This is a genomic window from Arthrobacter sp. GW822-FHT05G07, assembly GCF_058799755.1.
In genome coordinates this window covers 128,833-143,547 of sequence record NZ_JBXALT010000003.1, presented here as the reverse complement: position 1 = coordinate 143,547, position 14,715 = coordinate 128,833, and the positions used below count along the sequence as shown (strand labels likewise).

Here is a 14,715-nt window from a genome sequence, read left to right as displayed (position 1 = left end):
CTACCGACGCCGGGCGCTCAGGATTTATTACCAAGGGCAGTGATGCGCGCGCAGCAGTGTCCCGGACCATGGTCCGGATCCGGCACGATGATGCCGGCACTGAGTCCGGAGGCCGCAGCAGCACCGCTGAGGAACGCGCCGTTCATTGCGCACACCACTTCCGTGTGGTCCCGCGACAAGCGATGGAACGGACAATTGAGCAGGCGGTATCCCCCGGCGGCGTCCGGCGAGGGGTCATATCCGAGTTCCGAGAGTGCGCCCACGAAATCGCCAGGGCGTCCAACCTCGCTCCCTGCAGCTGCAGCGACATCGCGCAACGCTTCCGCCGCCGGCACACCGTCGGCCTGAGAGCGCGTGATCGCCGCGGCCATGAGGTGGCCGGCGAGGTCGTAGTGCCGCTCAGGAACAGAGACGCCCACCTCGTCCATGACGGGCCTGTAGAGCTTTGATGGCCGCCCCGACCCTGGCCCCGTCTTCTCGGCGGATTTCCTGAACTCAACCCGCAAGAGCCCTTCGCGGACCAAACGATCCAAATGGAAGGAAGCCGAACTGCGGGGCAACTCGAGTGCCAAGGCAGCCTGATCCCGACTGACCGCGTCCCCCGTACTCAAAACGTACTCATAGAGCCTGCGACGGTTCTCATCGCCCAAGGCAGCAACAGCAGCGATTTTCCGGATCCACGGGAGTTCGGACGTGCCCATACACCAAAGGTATCTCTAAAAATAAGAATCGTTGCTTTAGCAGGATCCCGAAAGAGGGCGGGGTCAGGACGGTGGAACCACCACGAGGTGCGCCACGGTCTCCGCACGCGCTTGGGCCAGGGCGTTGTCATCCGGACATGCCAGGGAGACATACACCGAGGATGCGGGGACGCTGAACAACCTTGCCAGGATAACGGCCGACTGACCGCCGGTTGCCGAAGAGGATTCCACACCGAGGAACTCAACACTGTGCTGCGGCTTATCGGAGTCCTGTCCCCAACGCAAGGACGCCGACTTCAGGTTATCCAGCGCATTGCCGGCATCCAGGTATTTGAAGAGTTCCTTGGTGGAGGACACATCGTCCCCGGACACCACCAGCGGCCCCTGATTGACGCTGACCCTCACTGCGAGAGTGCAACCGTCCGTCTTCCTGTACCTGGTCTCACCCTGCAGTGCGGAATGAACCACGGACCAGCCAGGCACCTCTTCCAACCTCGTGGAGACTGTGACAGGCTCCCCCGGCGCCAATGCGCCACCTGCCGCCAGCGGCAAATCCTTCGCGGCCACTGCGGCTGCGTCGTGCCCAGGCGTAATGGTGGGCGTCGCCAGCGCGGATTCCGACGGCGACGGCTTGGGTGCCGCAGGATCCGGCACGTTGACGCTGCAGGCAGCCAGCAAGACGCCTGCGGCTCCGGCGGCAACCAAGCCGGCCAGCCGTCGTCGAACGTTGTTCGCCACTATGTCTCCTTGCCTTGCTGCCGTAGCCACGCTGCTTGAATCTGACTGCCCTCTTCCCGCCGCCCAAGTAACGCGGCCTGTCGCCGCGATCGAGTCTAGCCGTCCGCGGCATGGAGGCTCCGCCGGCACCGCAAAATCACTAGGCAAGTACCCACAGCCCGGCAGGGACGAGGTCTACGACCACCGGTAAATCAGCGATGCGCTCGCCGTCGGCGTATGCCACCACCCCATCGGCTTCCAGCCGCACTTTCCGGACGCGCCTGATCTCCACGGCGGGATGACCGGTATGTTTCCCGGCGAAAACCTTGGGAAACACGGCAAGAAAACGGAGCCTGGACAAAGGCTTCACCACAAACATGTCCAACCAACCGTCGTCGGGCACTGCCTCAGGGGTGATCTTCATGCCCCCGCCAATGAACTGTCCGTTGGCCACCGAAATGAGCAAGGCAGGCTGGCTCCACGACACGTCGTCGGCAGTCACGGTGTAGGTGATCCGCCGGAAAGAGCCCAACTCCCTGAGCATCGCGAGGTTGTAGCGGCTCTTCCCCCGCGGCCATCGCCAGGAATTGGCCCGTTCGTTGACGGCCGCATCAAAGCCGGCGGAAAGGACGCCGGCGAAGTACGTGGTCCGACCAGCAGAGGTGACCCGCCCGGCGTCGATCCTGCGCCCGCCTGCTTCCAGCGCGAACAGTAGCCGGCGGCACGCGGCGGCGGTGTCCTTCAACGGCAAAGCCAACATCCGTGCCACGTCATTACCGGTTCCGCTGGGAACAATGCCAAGGGGAATGTCCAGCCCGACGAGCGCATTGACACCCAAATGAACCATGCCGTCGCCGCCCACCACCACCAAGGCCTCCACGCCGGTGGCCAGGGTCAGCTCCACCGCACTCCGCAAGGCGTCGTAGTCATCGGCCTGGAGTACGACGACGTCCCGGCCGGCGGCGCGGAGAAAAGCTGCGGCCTGGTTCCCGGCATGGCGCGTACGACCAAACGAAGCAGCAGGATTCATGGCGACAACGATCTTCTTCGGCGTACTGGAAGGGTTCTCGGCTGCCGAAGGATTCACAGCGTGAATTATGCCAGCGGGAACCACGCGCCCCGTTACCGACGTTCACATAGTGGCTGGATAAACTTGCCAGTACCGCGCCTCTTCAGAAGCGCACCGTCACCCTAGAGAAGGGCCCGTGCTTGGCCGAGGGCAGCAGTTCGCATTATCAGGTTCTCCGCGTTTCCGTCACCGCAACGGACAAGGAGATCAAAGTGGCCTACCGCAAGGCTGCCCGGAAAGCCCACCCCGATCACGGTGGAGAAGCCGAGATGTTCCGACGCGTGACCCTCGCCTACGAAACCCTCATTGATCCCCAACGCAGGGCCGAGTACGACCGCAGGTACGCCCGTGGAGCCTCAGGCGTGAGCCAGCCGAGGCCGGGCGACTACACCGGCACTGCCGCACCGGGCCCCTCCGCCACCACAAACGTCAAGCGACCTCAGGCCCAACGCAACACTGCGGGCGACCCCCCGGTTTACGTTCCGGCATTTGACGACCCCAACGAGGTTCCTCTCATCTCAGCGGCCGAAGCGGCGCAGCAAGTCCATGGACTCCCCCGCAAAAGGGGCATCTTTGGCGCCGACGCCCGCATCCAACGCGAGATGCGCACGGTCCAGCTCATCAGCCGGCAGGTCCTGCCCGCGATTCCCGCTGCGCGGCTCATCAACGGCCTGCGCTCGCCGTCGGATAACAACCACATCGACCACGCCGTCCTGTCCGGCTACCGGCTGGCCCTCATCGGTTCAATGCTGCTGCCCAAAGGCGCCTACGCCTGGGACGGGAACTCGCTGCGGCACGGCGGACGTTCGGTAGCTCCCCCGCAACTGGCCCACATCGTCCGCCACATGCAGGACCTTTTCCCCGAGCTCAATGTCACCGGCTGGGTGGTTCTGCACAGCCCTGACGGCAACCTCCATGAACCTGTGATCGACCAGTACGGAAAGGGCCAGTCGAGCCATAATGCCGTGGAGGTAGTCAACGGTGCCGGGCTTGCGAGGGGACTTAAGCAATTCCTCAGTTCGGGGCCGGCGCCGAACACCGTGGTGGTGCCCGTCCTGGCGCGACTGCTTCGCGGAATGCACTAGTCATCCCCCTGTGCCGTTTCCTGAACGCGGCCATACCCGCACGGGCTGACTAAGATGGGACGGTGTTCCGCATCCTCTTCCACACTCCAGAAATCCCGGGCAATACAGGCAACGCCATCCGTTTGGCCGCCATTACGGGGGCCGAGCTTCACTTGGTGGAGCCCCTCGGCTTTGATTTTTCCGATGCAAAGCTGCGTCGGGCCGGTCTTGATTACCATGATCTCGCCGTAGTTACGGTCCATAAGGACATCGAGGCCGCTTGGGCTGCACTCAAGCCGGAACGGGTTTTCGCCTACACCTCCGACGGCGAGACCTCCTACACGGACATCAGCTACCGCGAGGGCGACGTCCTGATGTTCGGTCCCGAATCGGTGGGCCTGCCGGACTGGCTCAAGCAGGATCCGCACGTCACCGCCCGTGTCCGCCTTCCCATGAAGCCTTCTCTTCGCTCGCTCAACCTTGCCAACGCTGCTTCAATCGCCGTCTTTGAAGCCTGGCGGCAGAACGGATTTGCCGGCGCCAAGGTGTAGCCCATCCAACGGAGCCACAGCACCGAATACCTTATGGCAGGACAGTCCCTGCCTTGGACATTCGTTGAGGAGCCTACGTGAGCGCGCTGCAGACCAGGGTGATGACAGCAAGCCGCTGCACCGCCGCGCCTTCGACGCAATCCCGTTATGCTGCCGGTTTCAAACGGGACGACATATGCTGGACGGTGATGGACATCCCCAACAATCCCGGCCCCCCGGTCTTCGAAGCTACCGGCTCTGCGACTGATCTGAATTCACAGCTGGCTGGCTTGCTCGAACTCGTGGCAGCAGGCGACCAGCAGGCTTTCGCCGAGTTCTATGGCCTCACCTCGAGGCGTGTCTTCGGTATGGCCAGGCGCGTCCTGATAGACCCTGACCTCAGCGAGGACGCCACCCAGGAGGTTTACATCCAGGTATGGCAGGGCGCCGCCAAGTTCGATCGCAGTGCGGGAAGTCCGCTGGCCTGGCTCATGACCATTGCCCACCGCCGGGCCATTGACCGTGTCCGTGCCGTGCAAGCGGCAACTGACCGCGAAGCTAAATACGGCGCAGCGAGCCAGGACCTGGACCGGGACCTGGTGGCAGAGGAAGCCGACAGCAACCTTGAGGCCGAAGCGGTCAGCCGGTGCCTCGGGACGCTCACGGACACTCAGCGCGAATCCGTTCGCCTCGCGTATTACGGCGGATTGACCTACCGGGAGGTCGCCGAGCATCTCGGTGCCGCTGTACCCACCATCAAGTCGCGCATCCGTGATGGATTACTGCGCCTGAAGACCTGCCTGGGGGTGGGTTGATATGAGCGAAAACACCAGTGGAGGCTTTATCCGCCGAATGTTTGCCAACGACATCGCCACCGACCTCGCTGAGGGCCGCGTCCTCGAACTGGCGGAAATCTATGCCTTGGACGCTGTAAGCGACGACGAACGGGCAATGATCGATGCCTACATCAAGGACGCTCCGGAAGGTCCCGAATTCCTGCAGCGGGTCCACGAAGCCCGCGAGACCCTGGCAGTCAGCTTCGCGCCCGAAGAAGCGCCGCCCGCAGGGCTCTTTGACAACATTATGGAGCGCATCAGCAACGATGCCGCCAGCCAGCCCCCCGCCGTGGCGGCAAGCCCCGACGTGGCGGGTCCCGCCGTCGACGACCTCGCAGCCGCGAGGGCGAAGCGAGAGGAACGTACGCGCGAGGGCGGGGCGCGCCGGTGGATCGTCGGAGCAGCAGCTGCAGCGGTCATTGCACTCGGTGGCATTGGAGTGGGCGCCTATGTCTCGACGCAGAACGACCCCGTCAACCAGGTACTGCAAGCGCAGGACGTCCAGAAGAAGTCCGCGCCGGTTCCCGGCGGTGGTACGGCCACCATTTCCGCGTCATCAGCCAAGGATTCCTTCGTGGTTCTGATGGATGGCGTTGCACCCGCCCCAGAGGGCAAGGTGTACCAGTTGTGGACCCTCCCCAAGGACGGCTCTGCCCCTGTACCCCAGGGCACCATGGACGCCGAGACTCTCTCCAAACCGGCCGTTGTGAAAGGGCTGTCCTCAGCTTCTTCGGTCGCGATTACCGTGGAACCCGCAGGCGGATCAAGCGCCCCCACCACAGACCCGGTCCTGGTGGTCGGGCTCAGCGCCTGACTCTTGACGCTCGACGCGCGACGGCGGCCGTCCCCTCAAGGGACAGCCGCCGTCGCGCTTTTAACCCGGTTGCTTCCGTAGCTACAACACGAGCGACAGAAGCATCACAAAGCCGAAGCCCACCACGGAGATCAGCGTCTCCATCACGGACCAAGTTTTGAATGTCTGCCCAACGGTCAGCCCGAACAGTTCTTTGACCAGCCAGAATCCCGCGTCGTTGACGTGGGACAGGAACAGGGAGCCTGCGCCGATGGCCAAGGCCAGCAAGGCTGCGTGCGTCGGGCTCAGGCTGCTGGCAAGCGGTGCCACAATGCCCGCCGCCGTCACTGTCGCCACCGTTGCTGAGCCTGTGGCCAGGCGCAGGGCCACTGCCACGATGAAGCCGAGCACCAGGACGGACATGTTGGCGCCTTCGGCCCATTTCTTGACGGCATCGCCTACACCGGCACCGATCAGGGTCTGCTTGAATCCGCCACCGGCGCCCACAATGAGGAGGATAGCTGCAATGGGCCCCAGGCTTTCACCCAATTTGGCTGTGATCCTGCTGCCCGTGAAGCCTACGGCGTATCCGAACGTCACGATCGCCAGCAGGACCGCCAGCGTCATGGCCACCAGGGGCTGGCCCACGAAGTCGAAGAAGATTCTGATTGCCGGCGCCGTTTCAGGGTTGGGCCAGATGATGCCACCCAAGGCCTTCAACAGCATCAGCACCACGGGGAAGATGATGGTCAGCAGGGTCACCAGGAACGACGGCTGGCGCTTGACTTCGCTCAGGTCCGCTGCGTGCTGGGTGTCGATGCCTCCCGCTACAGCCGGGGCATCGACCGGTACCCACCGGGCAGCCAACCGCGAGAAGAGGGGGCCACAGATGATGACAGTGGGGATCGCCACGAGGATGCCCAAGCCGAGCGTCGTTCCCAGCTCCGCTTTGACTGCGCTGATCGCAATCAGTGGACCCGGGTGGGGCGGCACCAGTCCGTGAAGCACGGACAGACCGGCCAACGCCGGGATCGCGATGCGCATCAGCTTCATCTTGGACCGCTGAGTAACCAGGACGATCACGGGAAGCAGAAGCACGAGCCCGATTTCGAAGAACATGGGCAAGCCGATGATGACAGCCACGAGCGTGATCATCCACACCAGTTTGTTGCCGCTGGCTTTGGCCAACAAGGTGTCCACCACGCGGTTTGCGCCACCGGAATCAGCCAGCAGCTTTCCGAGCATAGCTCCGAGGGCAATAAGCAGGCCTACTTCCTTGAGGACACCCCCAACGCCGTCCTCGAAGTTGGTGATGACCTTGCCCAGCTCCACGCCGGACGCCAGTCCCACAAAGGCCGAGCCCAGGACCAGCGCCAGGAACGGGTGGAGCTTCAGCTTTGCGATCAGCACCACGATCAGTGCAATGCCCAGCGCGGCCACCACGAGGAGTTGGGTGTCGTGGGCTGTCCATTCCAGTACCTGCGTCGCTGTTTCCAGGACCTTCACGAGGCGGTCGCTTCGGTACCGGCACCTACAGGCCGGAGACCGAGCCGTTCAATGACTTCGTCGGCTTCCTCTGCCGGCGACGCGGAAACGCACAAGGAGATGTAGTTCTCGTCCTGGGTCGGTTCCTCAAGGGCGTCGAACTGCGACTCCAAGAGCGACGGCGGCATGAAGTGGCCGTGCCTGGAGGCAAGGCGATCCGAGATCTTGTCCTTGCTCCCCTGCAGGAAAACGAACACAACGCCTTCGCCCCGGAGGACATCGCGATATTTCTTTTTCAGTGCCGAACAGGTGATGATCGCCGGGGTTCCGGCATCCACGTGCTCCCGGATCCAATCCGAGATGATGCCCAGCCAAGGCCAGCGGTCCTCATCGCTGAGGGCCTGTCCCGAGTGCATCTTTGCCACGTTAGCTTCAGGATGGAGATCATCGCCTTCGGCAAGATCCCACCCGAGTTTCCCTGCCAGTACGCCGGCTACGGTCGATTTGCCCGAACCGGAGACTCCCATAATCACCAGTACAGGTTGCTGCGCAGTCTTCGCCATCAAAGTCTGCCTTCCTCGAATAAATATGATTTAACCGAGATCAAGCATATGACACGGGTTACACCACGGCAATGTCAGAAGCCGGCGATGGTGCTGGAACCGTTGACGGACACCACATGGAAGGCTTCCGCGCTGGTCCCGGCAGGCAGGCCGGCACGCTCCCCGTTGGCCAACATCATGCTCCGGACTACCCGCTCCATACCGTCAATATCCGGGTGTTGGCTGGCATGGACACGGATCGCATCGAGCTTTGCGTCCACCTGTTCCGAGACATCAACAAAGTGGTTCTCCCGGGCGTCCGGGCTGGAGATAAACCACAACCACGGGAGCTTGTAGGCAGTAAGTCCTTCCGCAGCCAGCTCCGGGTAGGCAAAGGGATTTTCCACGGCGGGGTAGACCGCCCGGGTCACGGCTTCGCCTGCCGCGAGGTGGTCGGGATGGCTCTTCTGGAGGCGGTCCCAGTTCCTTTCCGGGTGCATGGTCAGCACAATGTCAGGGCGTATTTCGCGGATCAGCTTCACCACCTGCTTGATGACGCCATGTGTCGGCTCAAGGTATCCATCATGCTCATGCAGGTAATGGATGTCCTTGACCCCCACCAAGGCAGCCGCTCGTTGTTGCTCCTCAGCGCGGAGTTCGGTGATCCGTTCCCTGTCCACCGGATCGAAGCCGCCGGCATCGCCGTCGGTCATGATGCAATAGCTGACCTCCACGCCGGCCGCCGTCCAGGCCGCGATGGTCCCGGCGGCGCCAAAGTCGATGTCGTCAGGATGGGCGGTAAAACAAAGCACCCGCTCAACGCGCTCCATGGAGGCGTCAAACGGGCTCTTCGCTGACGTTATGTCAGTAGGCAAAGGGATCAGCCTTTCCGCTTCTTGATCTCCGCAGTGGCCTGCGGCAGAACCTTGAAGAGGTCACCGATGATGCCGTAGTCGGCAATCTCGAACACCGGCGATTCCGCGTCCTTGTTGATGGCGACAATGACCTTGGAAGTCTGCATCCCGGCCTTCTGCTGGATAGCTCCGGAGATGCCGGCAGAAATGTACAGCTGCGGTGAAACCGTGACGCCGGTTTGGCCAACCTGTGCATCGTGGCCAATCCAGCCTGCGTCGGTGGCAGCGCGGGAAGCGCCAACTGCCGCGCCCAGGGCGTCGGCAAGCTCTTCGAGGGGGCCGAAGTCACCGTCAACGCCACGGCCGCCGGCGACGACGATCCTTGCTTCGCTGAGGTCCGGCCGGCCGCTGGCGGGCTTCTCGGTCCGCGACGCAATGCGGGCAGAGTTTGCCAAGCCGTCAGCAGGAACTTCAACTTCTGCAGTGGCCGGTGCAGTCGCGTCACCGCTCGGCGCGGGTTCTACGTTGTTGGCCTTGACCGAAAGAACCGTCACCGGAGTGGTGGCCTTCGCGGTGGTGTTGTACGAGCCCGCCAGGACCGACTTGTGCGCGGTACCGTCAGCCTCAACGCCAACGACGTCCGTAATAACGCCGGCGTTGAGCTTGATGCCAAGCCTGCCCGCGATTTCCTTGCCCTCAGGCGAGTTGTCCACGAGGACCGCGGTAGCGCCGGATGCTGCTACAGCAGCGGCCAGGTAGGCGGCCTTCGGCCCCACCAAGTAGTTATCGAGATCGTCCACCGACGGCTGGTAAACCGTGGTGGCACCGTAGGCACCCAAGGTAGCGGCGACGTCGTCGTTCAGCTCCCCGGTGAACGCGACGGCGGTCTCCCCCAGTGAGCGGGCGATGGTCAGGAGCTCCAGGCTGCTCTTCTTGAGAGCTGCTCCCGGGTTGTCAATGAAAACAAGTGCGTTTGCCATGGTTGCAGTCCCCTTTAGAGCAGCTTCTGTGCGGCGAGGAAGTCGACCAGCTTGATGCCGGCGTCGCCGTCGTCGGTGATGATGGTCCCTGCCGTCCGCGGTGGGCGGGCCTCTGCGGACTCCACCACCGTCCACGAACCGGCCAAGCCCACCTGCGAAGCGTCCACACCGATGTCGGCCAGCGACAGGGAGGCGATCTTCTTCTTCTTGGCAGCCAGGATGCCCTTGAAGTTGGGGTAACGCGGTTCGTTGATCTGGTCGGTGACCGAGACAACTGCTGGAAGCTGCGCTTCAACCGTTTCAGAGAAGGCGCCAGCGTCACGTCGTGCGCTGACCTGACCACCCGTCACCTCAAGGCTGGAGGCAAAAGTGACCTGCGGGAACGACAACCGCTCGGCGAGCTGCGCCGGGATCAGCGAGGTCTCGCCGTCCGTGGAAGCCATGCCCGTCAGGACCAGGTCCACCGGGCGGCCGTCGGCCGAGATGTGGCGAATAGCGGCGGCAAGCGCCAGCGAAGTAGCAGCCGCATCCGAACCAGCCAAAGCGTCATCGCTGAGGTGGACACCGGAATACGCGCCGATCTGTAGGGACTTCTTCACAGCATTGACCGCACCGGACGGGCCCATGCTCAACGCAATGACCTCATTCCCGGCCTTCGGTCCGCCGCGTTCCTCCGCCAACTGGAGGGCTGCCTCTAGGGCGTACTCGTCCAGTTCAGACAAGATGCTCTCATCACGGTCTGTGGTGTTGCCAGGGCCGGTGATATGCCGGTCGAACTGGGCGTCCGGGACGTGCTTGACCAGAACGACAATCTTCAATGTCTCTTCCACTGTCTTCGAAGCAGCCTTCCATGCTTGTGGACGGCCAGACGCAGCAGCGTGGCCGTGGATTGCCCAACGCGTGGGCTCGTCCTAGCTAAGCATATTGCCCGCAGAAAACCACTCCCAGCGTTAAGCCCTGTTTCAGCTACGCGCGATGCTTACGCTGACCCCTGGCCGTGCCGGGTACGTCAAAACGGCGAACGACACCCGCAGGGTGCCGTCCGCCGTCGAACGCTGTTCTCCCGTCTGGGCAGCCTACTGTTGGGCGGCGTCGAGCGTGACCTCAACCTCTTGCGTCTGGCCACCGCGCTGAATGGTGACCTTGACCTTGGCGCCGGCCGGCTGTTCCCGGACCGCCGCAGTCAGTTGGTTGGGATCGCTCACGGCGTAGTCTCCGAACTTGGTCACGACGTCGCCAACCTTGAGTCCCGCATTGGCAGCAGCCGAACCCGACGTCACGGAAGCAACCTCGGCACCCACGGAGAAACCTGAATCGCTGCCCGTGGACGACTTCGAACGAACAGAGACACCGAATTGCCCATGGCTGGCCTTGCCGGTCTCGATGATCTCCTGCGCAACGCGCTTGGCGTGGTTGATCGGGACACTGAAGCCGACGCCGATGTTCCCGGCCGAAGAATCGGACGTTCCGCTGCCCGCCGAGGCGATCGCAACGTTAACACCGATGACCTCGCCCTTGCTGTTCACCAATGCACCGCCGGAGTTGCCGGGATTGATCGCTGCATCGGTCTGGATCACGTTAATGGCGATGGAACCCTCATTGGCAGTCCGCTGGCTCTGGCCACCGTTCGGCGGTGCGAACTGGAAGCCCTCATCATCGCCCTGGCTCTCATCCGGAGTCCCCTCCGGCACAGCCGACGACGCAACACTAATGGTGCGGTTGAGCGTGGACACGATGCCGTCCGTCACCGTGCCGGTGAGACCCAGCGGCGAACCGATCGCGACGGCGGTGTCCCCCACGTTGATCTTGGACGAGTCGCCGAGGGTTGCCGGAACCAGGCCCGACGCGTCGCTCACCTTGATGACGGCAAGGTCTGACAAAGGGTCCGTGCCGACCACAGTGGCTTTGAGGACCTTACCGTCGTTCGTGCGGACCTCGATGGCGGCATTGGCCGTGGCACCGTCGAGGGTGACCACGTGAGTGTTGGTGAGGATGTGGCCCTGATCGTCCAGGATGATGCCGGACCCGGTTCCGCCTTCACTGCCACTCGTTGCCTTGATAGTCACCACACTGGGCGAGGCCTTGGCTGCCGCTGCGGTGATGACGTTGACGTCGTCCTTGTTGTTCACAATCACCGTGCTCGACTGTCCGCCTGTGGAGGCGGCAGGTGCCGGGTTATCCCATAGTGCGTTACTGCCGGCCACTACGCCGCCACCGATCAGGCCCGCCGCGAGCATGCTGGCCACCAGGGTGCCGACGCCGAACGCCGGCTTACGCTTGGTTGCTACCGCTGAAGAGTGCCCGGGGGTGTGCTGCATTCCGGGGCCGTTGTGACCTTGTGCGGTGTGGAATCCTTGTGCGTTGTGGAACTGGGAACCAGCACTGCCGTTGGCTCCCGGGTTTGAGCCGCCATAGAACGGCTGGTGCTGCGGGTAGCTCGGGCGGTGACCTGAATCCTGCTGCTGCGGAGCGCCGTAGTACTGCGGCTGCTGCGGGGCTGCTGGCTGCTGGAAAGCCGGCAAAGGAGTGGTGTTGTCCGTCCCGGCTCCTTGCCCGGAACTCCAGGCAGGCTGCTGCTGGGTGGCGGAGGCGTCGTTCTGCTCCCCCGTCGTATCCCGCGGCTCTGACGGCTCGCGGTTCTCTGGTGCGGTGCCCTGCGCTGGGTTCTCCGTCATGGGTGTTCCTTTCATCCTCGTCTCCAACAACTATGTACCCATTAACTGGAACAAAAGCGGACGTTCGCTGGGAGCTTCCTGAAAGGGGTTGGCAGCGTTCGTCCGGCCCTTCAATTTCTCCCTCAACGCCTAAACAATCCAGCTCTCTCCTATATTTCGCTGGTGGCATATTCACCCCTGTGGACGGGCCATGGGGTGCACCATAGAATCAAGAGGAATTGCCACAGCGACCTGCGGCTTTACACCATGCGTGGGGGCGCTGAGCATTCTGTGACGATTGGTACGCCTTGTTCCAGTCGCAGACGTGCTGAAGGGTTGCACATGCGGTCAATAGTTAAACGCGTACTCGCCGTGATTGGCCTGGTTGGAATGTTGGCCCTCCCGGCCACATCCGCTTGGGCTGAAAGTCCAGTGACGCTCGATCCCACCACCAAGATTGTGGATTCGGCGGGCGTGCTCGGCGGAGATAAAGCCAAGGTTCAAGAGGCCATTCAGAAGCTCGGGGCTGACCACGCCATGACGCTGCACGCTGTGTTCGTCAAACGGTTCGAGGACCCCGCCGACCGCGTGGAATGGGCCGCTGCCGTGGCAGACCAGGCAAAGCTTGGCTCCAATGCCATGCTGCTCACGGTAGCTACAGATACACGGCAATATTTGTTGAGCAAGCCAAACAATAGCAAAATCACCAATGCCCAAAGGGACACGATAACCAGTAAGGCAATTGACCCCCAGCTGCGTGCAGGGAACTACGCTCAGGCAGTCATCGATGCAGCCGCAGCCATCGGAGATGCTGCAGGCGGAGGCAGCGGAACTGTGCCCAACGGAAACGCTGGTGTCGGAGTACTCGTCGGAGTAGGCGTTGTAGCGGCCGGCGGCGCCGGAACCTACCTCTACCTCCGAAACCGCCGTAAGAAAGGCAGCACCAAGGCTGTCAGCGCCAGCTATGGACCACAAGGCGAACAGCTTGACCCCTTGGCTGGCCTGACCATCCCTGAACTGCGCCAGAAGAGCGGCTCGCTGTTGATCGAGGCGGATGACGCCATCAAGTCCAGCGAGCAGGAACTCGGTTTCGCCCAGGCGCAGTACGGTGACTCCGCGATTGGCAACTTCACCAAGGCCTTGGAAGAGGCAAAGGGCCACATGACTGAGTCCTTCAAGCTGCAGCAGCAGCTGGATGACCACATCCCTGACACCGAAGAGCAGCAGCGGAGCTGGCTCGGCGAGATCATCCGCCGATCAGAAGCCGCCCTGGCATCCTTGCGTGATCAGAAGGCTGACTTTGACTCTTTGCGCGAGCTTGAAAAGAACGCTCCGCAAGCCTTGGCAGCCGTGACCGCGGGAGCCAAGGAGGCCGATGCGAAAATCGCCAGCGCAGAGCAATCCCTTGAAGGATTGCGCGCCAAGTATGCCGAATCTGCCTTGACTCAGGTCTCCGACAACATCCTGCAGGCCAAGGAGCGGCTGGCGTTCGTGCAGAACGCCGTCACTGCCGCCCAGGAGAAGTTGGCAACCGGCGAGAACAGCCTTGCGGCCGTGGCAGTACGTGCCGCAGAGGAAAGCCTGCACCAGACCAACGTGTTGATCGATGCCATCTCCAAGACGGCCGGCAGCCTGGACGAGGCCCGTACGTCGTTGGAAGGCGCCGTAGCGGAAACCAGCCAGGACCTGGCCCAAGCACGGGCGATGATCCAGTCCGGCGAACACCCGGAACTTGCCGGTCCCGTGGCCGGAGTCGAAGCCGCCCTGGCTCAGGTGAAGACCGAGATCCAGGGTGGAAAGATCGATCCCATCGCGACGCTTAGTCGAGTGGAGTCGGCCCACCAGGCGCTCGACCAGTCTTTGTCCGGCATCCGCGACCAGCAGGAGCAGGCCCGCCGCGCCCAGGCCTCATTGCAGCAAACCATCATGGCCGCACAGGCACAGATCAGCGCCACATCGGATTACATCACAGCTCGTCGCGGCGGCGTGGGCACGGAGGCTCGAACGAGGTTGGCGGAGGCTCAGCGCAACCTCGATTACGCGCTCTCCATCTCACGCAATGACCCCGTCACGGCTCTGACCTACGCCCAGCAAGCACATTCGCTTGCAGCCCAGGCGGCACAACTCGCACAGTCTGACGTCGACCAATTCGGCTACGCCGACCAGGGCTACGGACGCGGTGGAATGTTCGGCGGTGGTGGCGGAGGCGGTGGCCTCGGCGGCGCTATCCTCGGCGGCATCCTCATCAACTCCATCCTGAACGGCGGCGGAGGCGGCTGGGGCGGCGGCGGCAATGACGGCGGCGGCGATGGTGGATTCTTTGGTGGCGGCGGCGATTCCGGCGGAGGTTTCGACAGCGGCGGCTGGGGTGGCGACGGCGGCGGTGGAGGCGACTTCTAGCCAGACAGACTAGGCGGGGTCCATGCCCCGCATAGAAGCGGTACAACAACTGATCACTGATTTCAGTGTCACCACTGAGCAGGACGAAAG

Annotated in this window: 14 protein-coding genes; 5 read left to right on the top strand and 9 right to left on the bottom strand. The window is 63.0% G+C overall.

The features are described from left to right. Nucleotides 1–17: 17 nt before the first annotated feature. The 3 genes from AC1RJY_RS05830 to AC1RJY_RS05820 all read right to left on the bottom strand — a co-directional run bounded on the left by AC1RJY_RS05830 (nucleotide 18) and on the right by AC1RJY_RS05820 (nucleotide 2,505). Nucleotides 18–701 (bottom strand): helix-turn-helix transcriptional regulator, encoded by a 684-nt coding sequence (locus tag AC1RJY_RS05830; protein ID WP_498601795.1) that lies wholly within the window; start codon nucleotides 699–701, stop codon nucleotides 18–20. A 63-nt stretch (nucleotides 702–764) separates the two neighbouring features. Then, nucleotides 765–1,439, bottom strand: a complete 675-nt coding sequence (locus AC1RJY_RS05825) for a hypothetical protein (protein ID WP_498601793.1) — start codon at nucleotides 1,437–1,439, stop codon at nucleotides 765–767. 139 nt (nucleotides 1,440–1,578) lie between these two features. After that, on the bottom strand, nucleotides 1,579–2,505 hold the full coding sequence (locus AC1RJY_RS05820; protein ID WP_498601791.1) for a diacylglycerol/lipid kinase family protein: 927 nt from the start codon (nucleotides 2,503–2,505) through the stop codon (nucleotides 1,579–1,581). Nucleotides 2,506–2,627: 122 nt separating this feature from the next. Here AC1RJY_RS05820 and AC1RJY_RS05815 point away from each other — a divergent pair, with 122 nt between their 5' ends. The 4 genes from AC1RJY_RS05815 (at nucleotide 2,628) to AC1RJY_RS05800 (ending at nucleotide 5,731) form a co-directional block, all read left to right on the top strand. Beyond that, nucleotides 2,628–3,572 carry a J domain-containing protein gene (locus tag AC1RJY_RS05815; RefSeq protein WP_011775372.1) on the top strand — a complete coding sequence of 315 codons (945 nt, stop codon included), beginning with the start codon at nucleotides 2,628–2,630 and terminating at the stop codon, nucleotides 3,570–3,572. Nucleotides 3,573–3,634: 62 nt separating this feature from the next. Continuing rightward, nucleotides 3,635–4,102 (top strand): tRNA (cytidine(34)-2'-O)-methyltransferase, encoded by a 468-nt coding sequence (locus AC1RJY_RS05810; protein ID WP_011775373.1) that lies wholly within the window; start codon nucleotides 3,635–3,637, stop codon nucleotides 4,100–4,102. Between the two features lie 188 nt (nucleotides 4,103–4,290). Next, nucleotides 4,291–4,896 (top strand): ECF RNA polymerase sigma factor SigK, encoded by a 606-nt coding sequence (gene sigK / locus AC1RJY_RS05805; protein ID WP_043471361.1) that lies wholly within the window; start codon nucleotides 4,291–4,293, stop codon nucleotides 4,894–4,896. Between the two features lies 1 nt (nucleotide 4,897). After that, nucleotides 4,898–5,731 carry an anti-sigma factor gene (locus AC1RJY_RS05800; protein ID WP_498601788.1) on the top strand — a complete coding sequence of 278 codons (834 nt, stop codon included), beginning with the start codon at nucleotides 4,898–4,900 and terminating at the stop codon, nucleotides 5,729–5,731. An 81-nt stretch (nucleotides 5,732–5,812) separates the two neighbouring features. Here AC1RJY_RS05800 and AC1RJY_RS05795 read toward each other — a convergent pair whose 3' ends face one another. The 6 genes from AC1RJY_RS05795 to AC1RJY_RS05770 form a co-directional block, all read right to left on the bottom strand. Continuing rightward, nucleotides 5,813–7,216: a GntT/GntP/DsdX family permease gene (locus AC1RJY_RS05795; protein WP_011775376.1), complete on the bottom strand. Its 1,404-nt coding sequence runs from the start codon at nucleotides 7,214–7,216 to the stop codon at nucleotides 5,813–5,815. Then, a complete protein-coding gene (locus AC1RJY_RS05790; RefSeq protein ID WP_043806186.1) occupies nucleotides 7,213–7,758 on the bottom strand; it encodes a gluconokinase in 546 nt (181 codons plus the stop codon). Before AC1RJY_RS05790 ends, AC1RJY_RS05795 begins: the two co-directional genes overlap by 4 nt. Before the next feature lie 74 nt (nucleotides 7,759–7,832). Further along, nucleotides 7,833–8,612 (bottom strand): PIG-L deacetylase family protein, encoded by a 780-nt coding sequence (locus AC1RJY_RS05785; protein ID WP_498601786.1) that lies wholly within the window; start codon nucleotides 8,610–8,612, stop codon nucleotides 7,833–7,835. Between the two features lie 5 nt (nucleotides 8,613–8,617). Beyond that, complete coding sequence (locus AC1RJY_RS05780; protein WP_498601785.1) at nucleotides 8,618–9,571, bottom strand: electron transfer flavoprotein subunit alpha/FixB family protein; 954 nt, start codon at nucleotides 9,569–9,571, stop codon at nucleotides 8,618–8,620. A 14-nt stretch (nucleotides 9,572–9,585) separates the two neighbouring features. After that, nucleotides 9,586–10,389 carry an electron transfer flavoprotein subunit beta/FixA family protein gene (locus AC1RJY_RS05775; protein WP_043470457.1) on the bottom strand — a complete coding sequence of 268 codons (804 nt, stop codon included), beginning with the start codon at nucleotides 10,387–10,389 and terminating at the stop codon, nucleotides 9,586–9,588. Nucleotides 10,390–10,647: 258 nt separating this feature from the next. Then, a complete protein-coding gene (locus tag AC1RJY_RS05770; RefSeq protein WP_043471364.1) occupies nucleotides 10,648–12,246 on the bottom strand; it encodes a S1C family serine protease in 1,599 nt (532 codons plus the stop codon). A 321-nt stretch (nucleotides 12,247–12,567) separates the two neighbouring features. On the opposite strand from AC1RJY_RS05770, the gene AC1RJY_RS05765 reads away from it, so the two are divergent. Continuing rightward, nucleotides 12,568–14,625 (top strand): TPM domain-containing protein, encoded by a 2,058-nt coding sequence (locus AC1RJY_RS05765; protein ID WP_210063609.1) that lies wholly within the window; start codon nucleotides 12,568–12,570, stop codon nucleotides 14,623–14,625. Nucleotides 14,626–14,715: the final 90 nt, after the last annotated feature.

Excerpts from the sequence above, each read along its gene's own strand:
- AC1RJY_RS05830 (WP_498601795.1), bottom strand. The coding sequence starts at position 701 with ATGGGCACGTCCGAACTCCCGTGGATCCGGAAAATCGCTGCTGTTGCT.
- sigK (WP_043471361.1), top strand. The coding sequence starts at position 4,291 with ATGGACATCCCCAACAATCCCGGCCCCCCGGTCTTCGAAGCTACCGGC.
- AC1RJY_RS05800 (WP_498601788.1), top strand. The coding sequence starts at position 4,898 with ATGAGCGAAAACACCAGTGGAGGCTTTATCCGCCGAATGTTTGCCAAC.
- AC1RJY_RS05790 (WP_043806186.1), bottom strand. The coding sequence starts at position 7,758 with ATGGCGAAGACTGCGCAGCAACCTGTACTGGTGATTATGGGAGTCTCC.
- AC1RJY_RS05780 (WP_498601785.1), bottom strand. The coding sequence starts at position 9,571 with ATGGCAAACGCACTTGTTTTCATTGACAACCCGGGAGCAGCTCTCAAG.
- AC1RJY_RS05770 (WP_043471364.1), bottom strand. The coding sequence starts at position 12,246 with ATGACGGAGAACCCAGCGCAGGGCACCGCACCAGAGAACCGCGAGCCG.
- AC1RJY_RS05765 (WP_210063609.1), top strand. The coding sequence starts at position 12,568 with ATGCGGTCAATAGTTAAACGCGTACTCGCCGTGATTGGCCTGGTTGGA.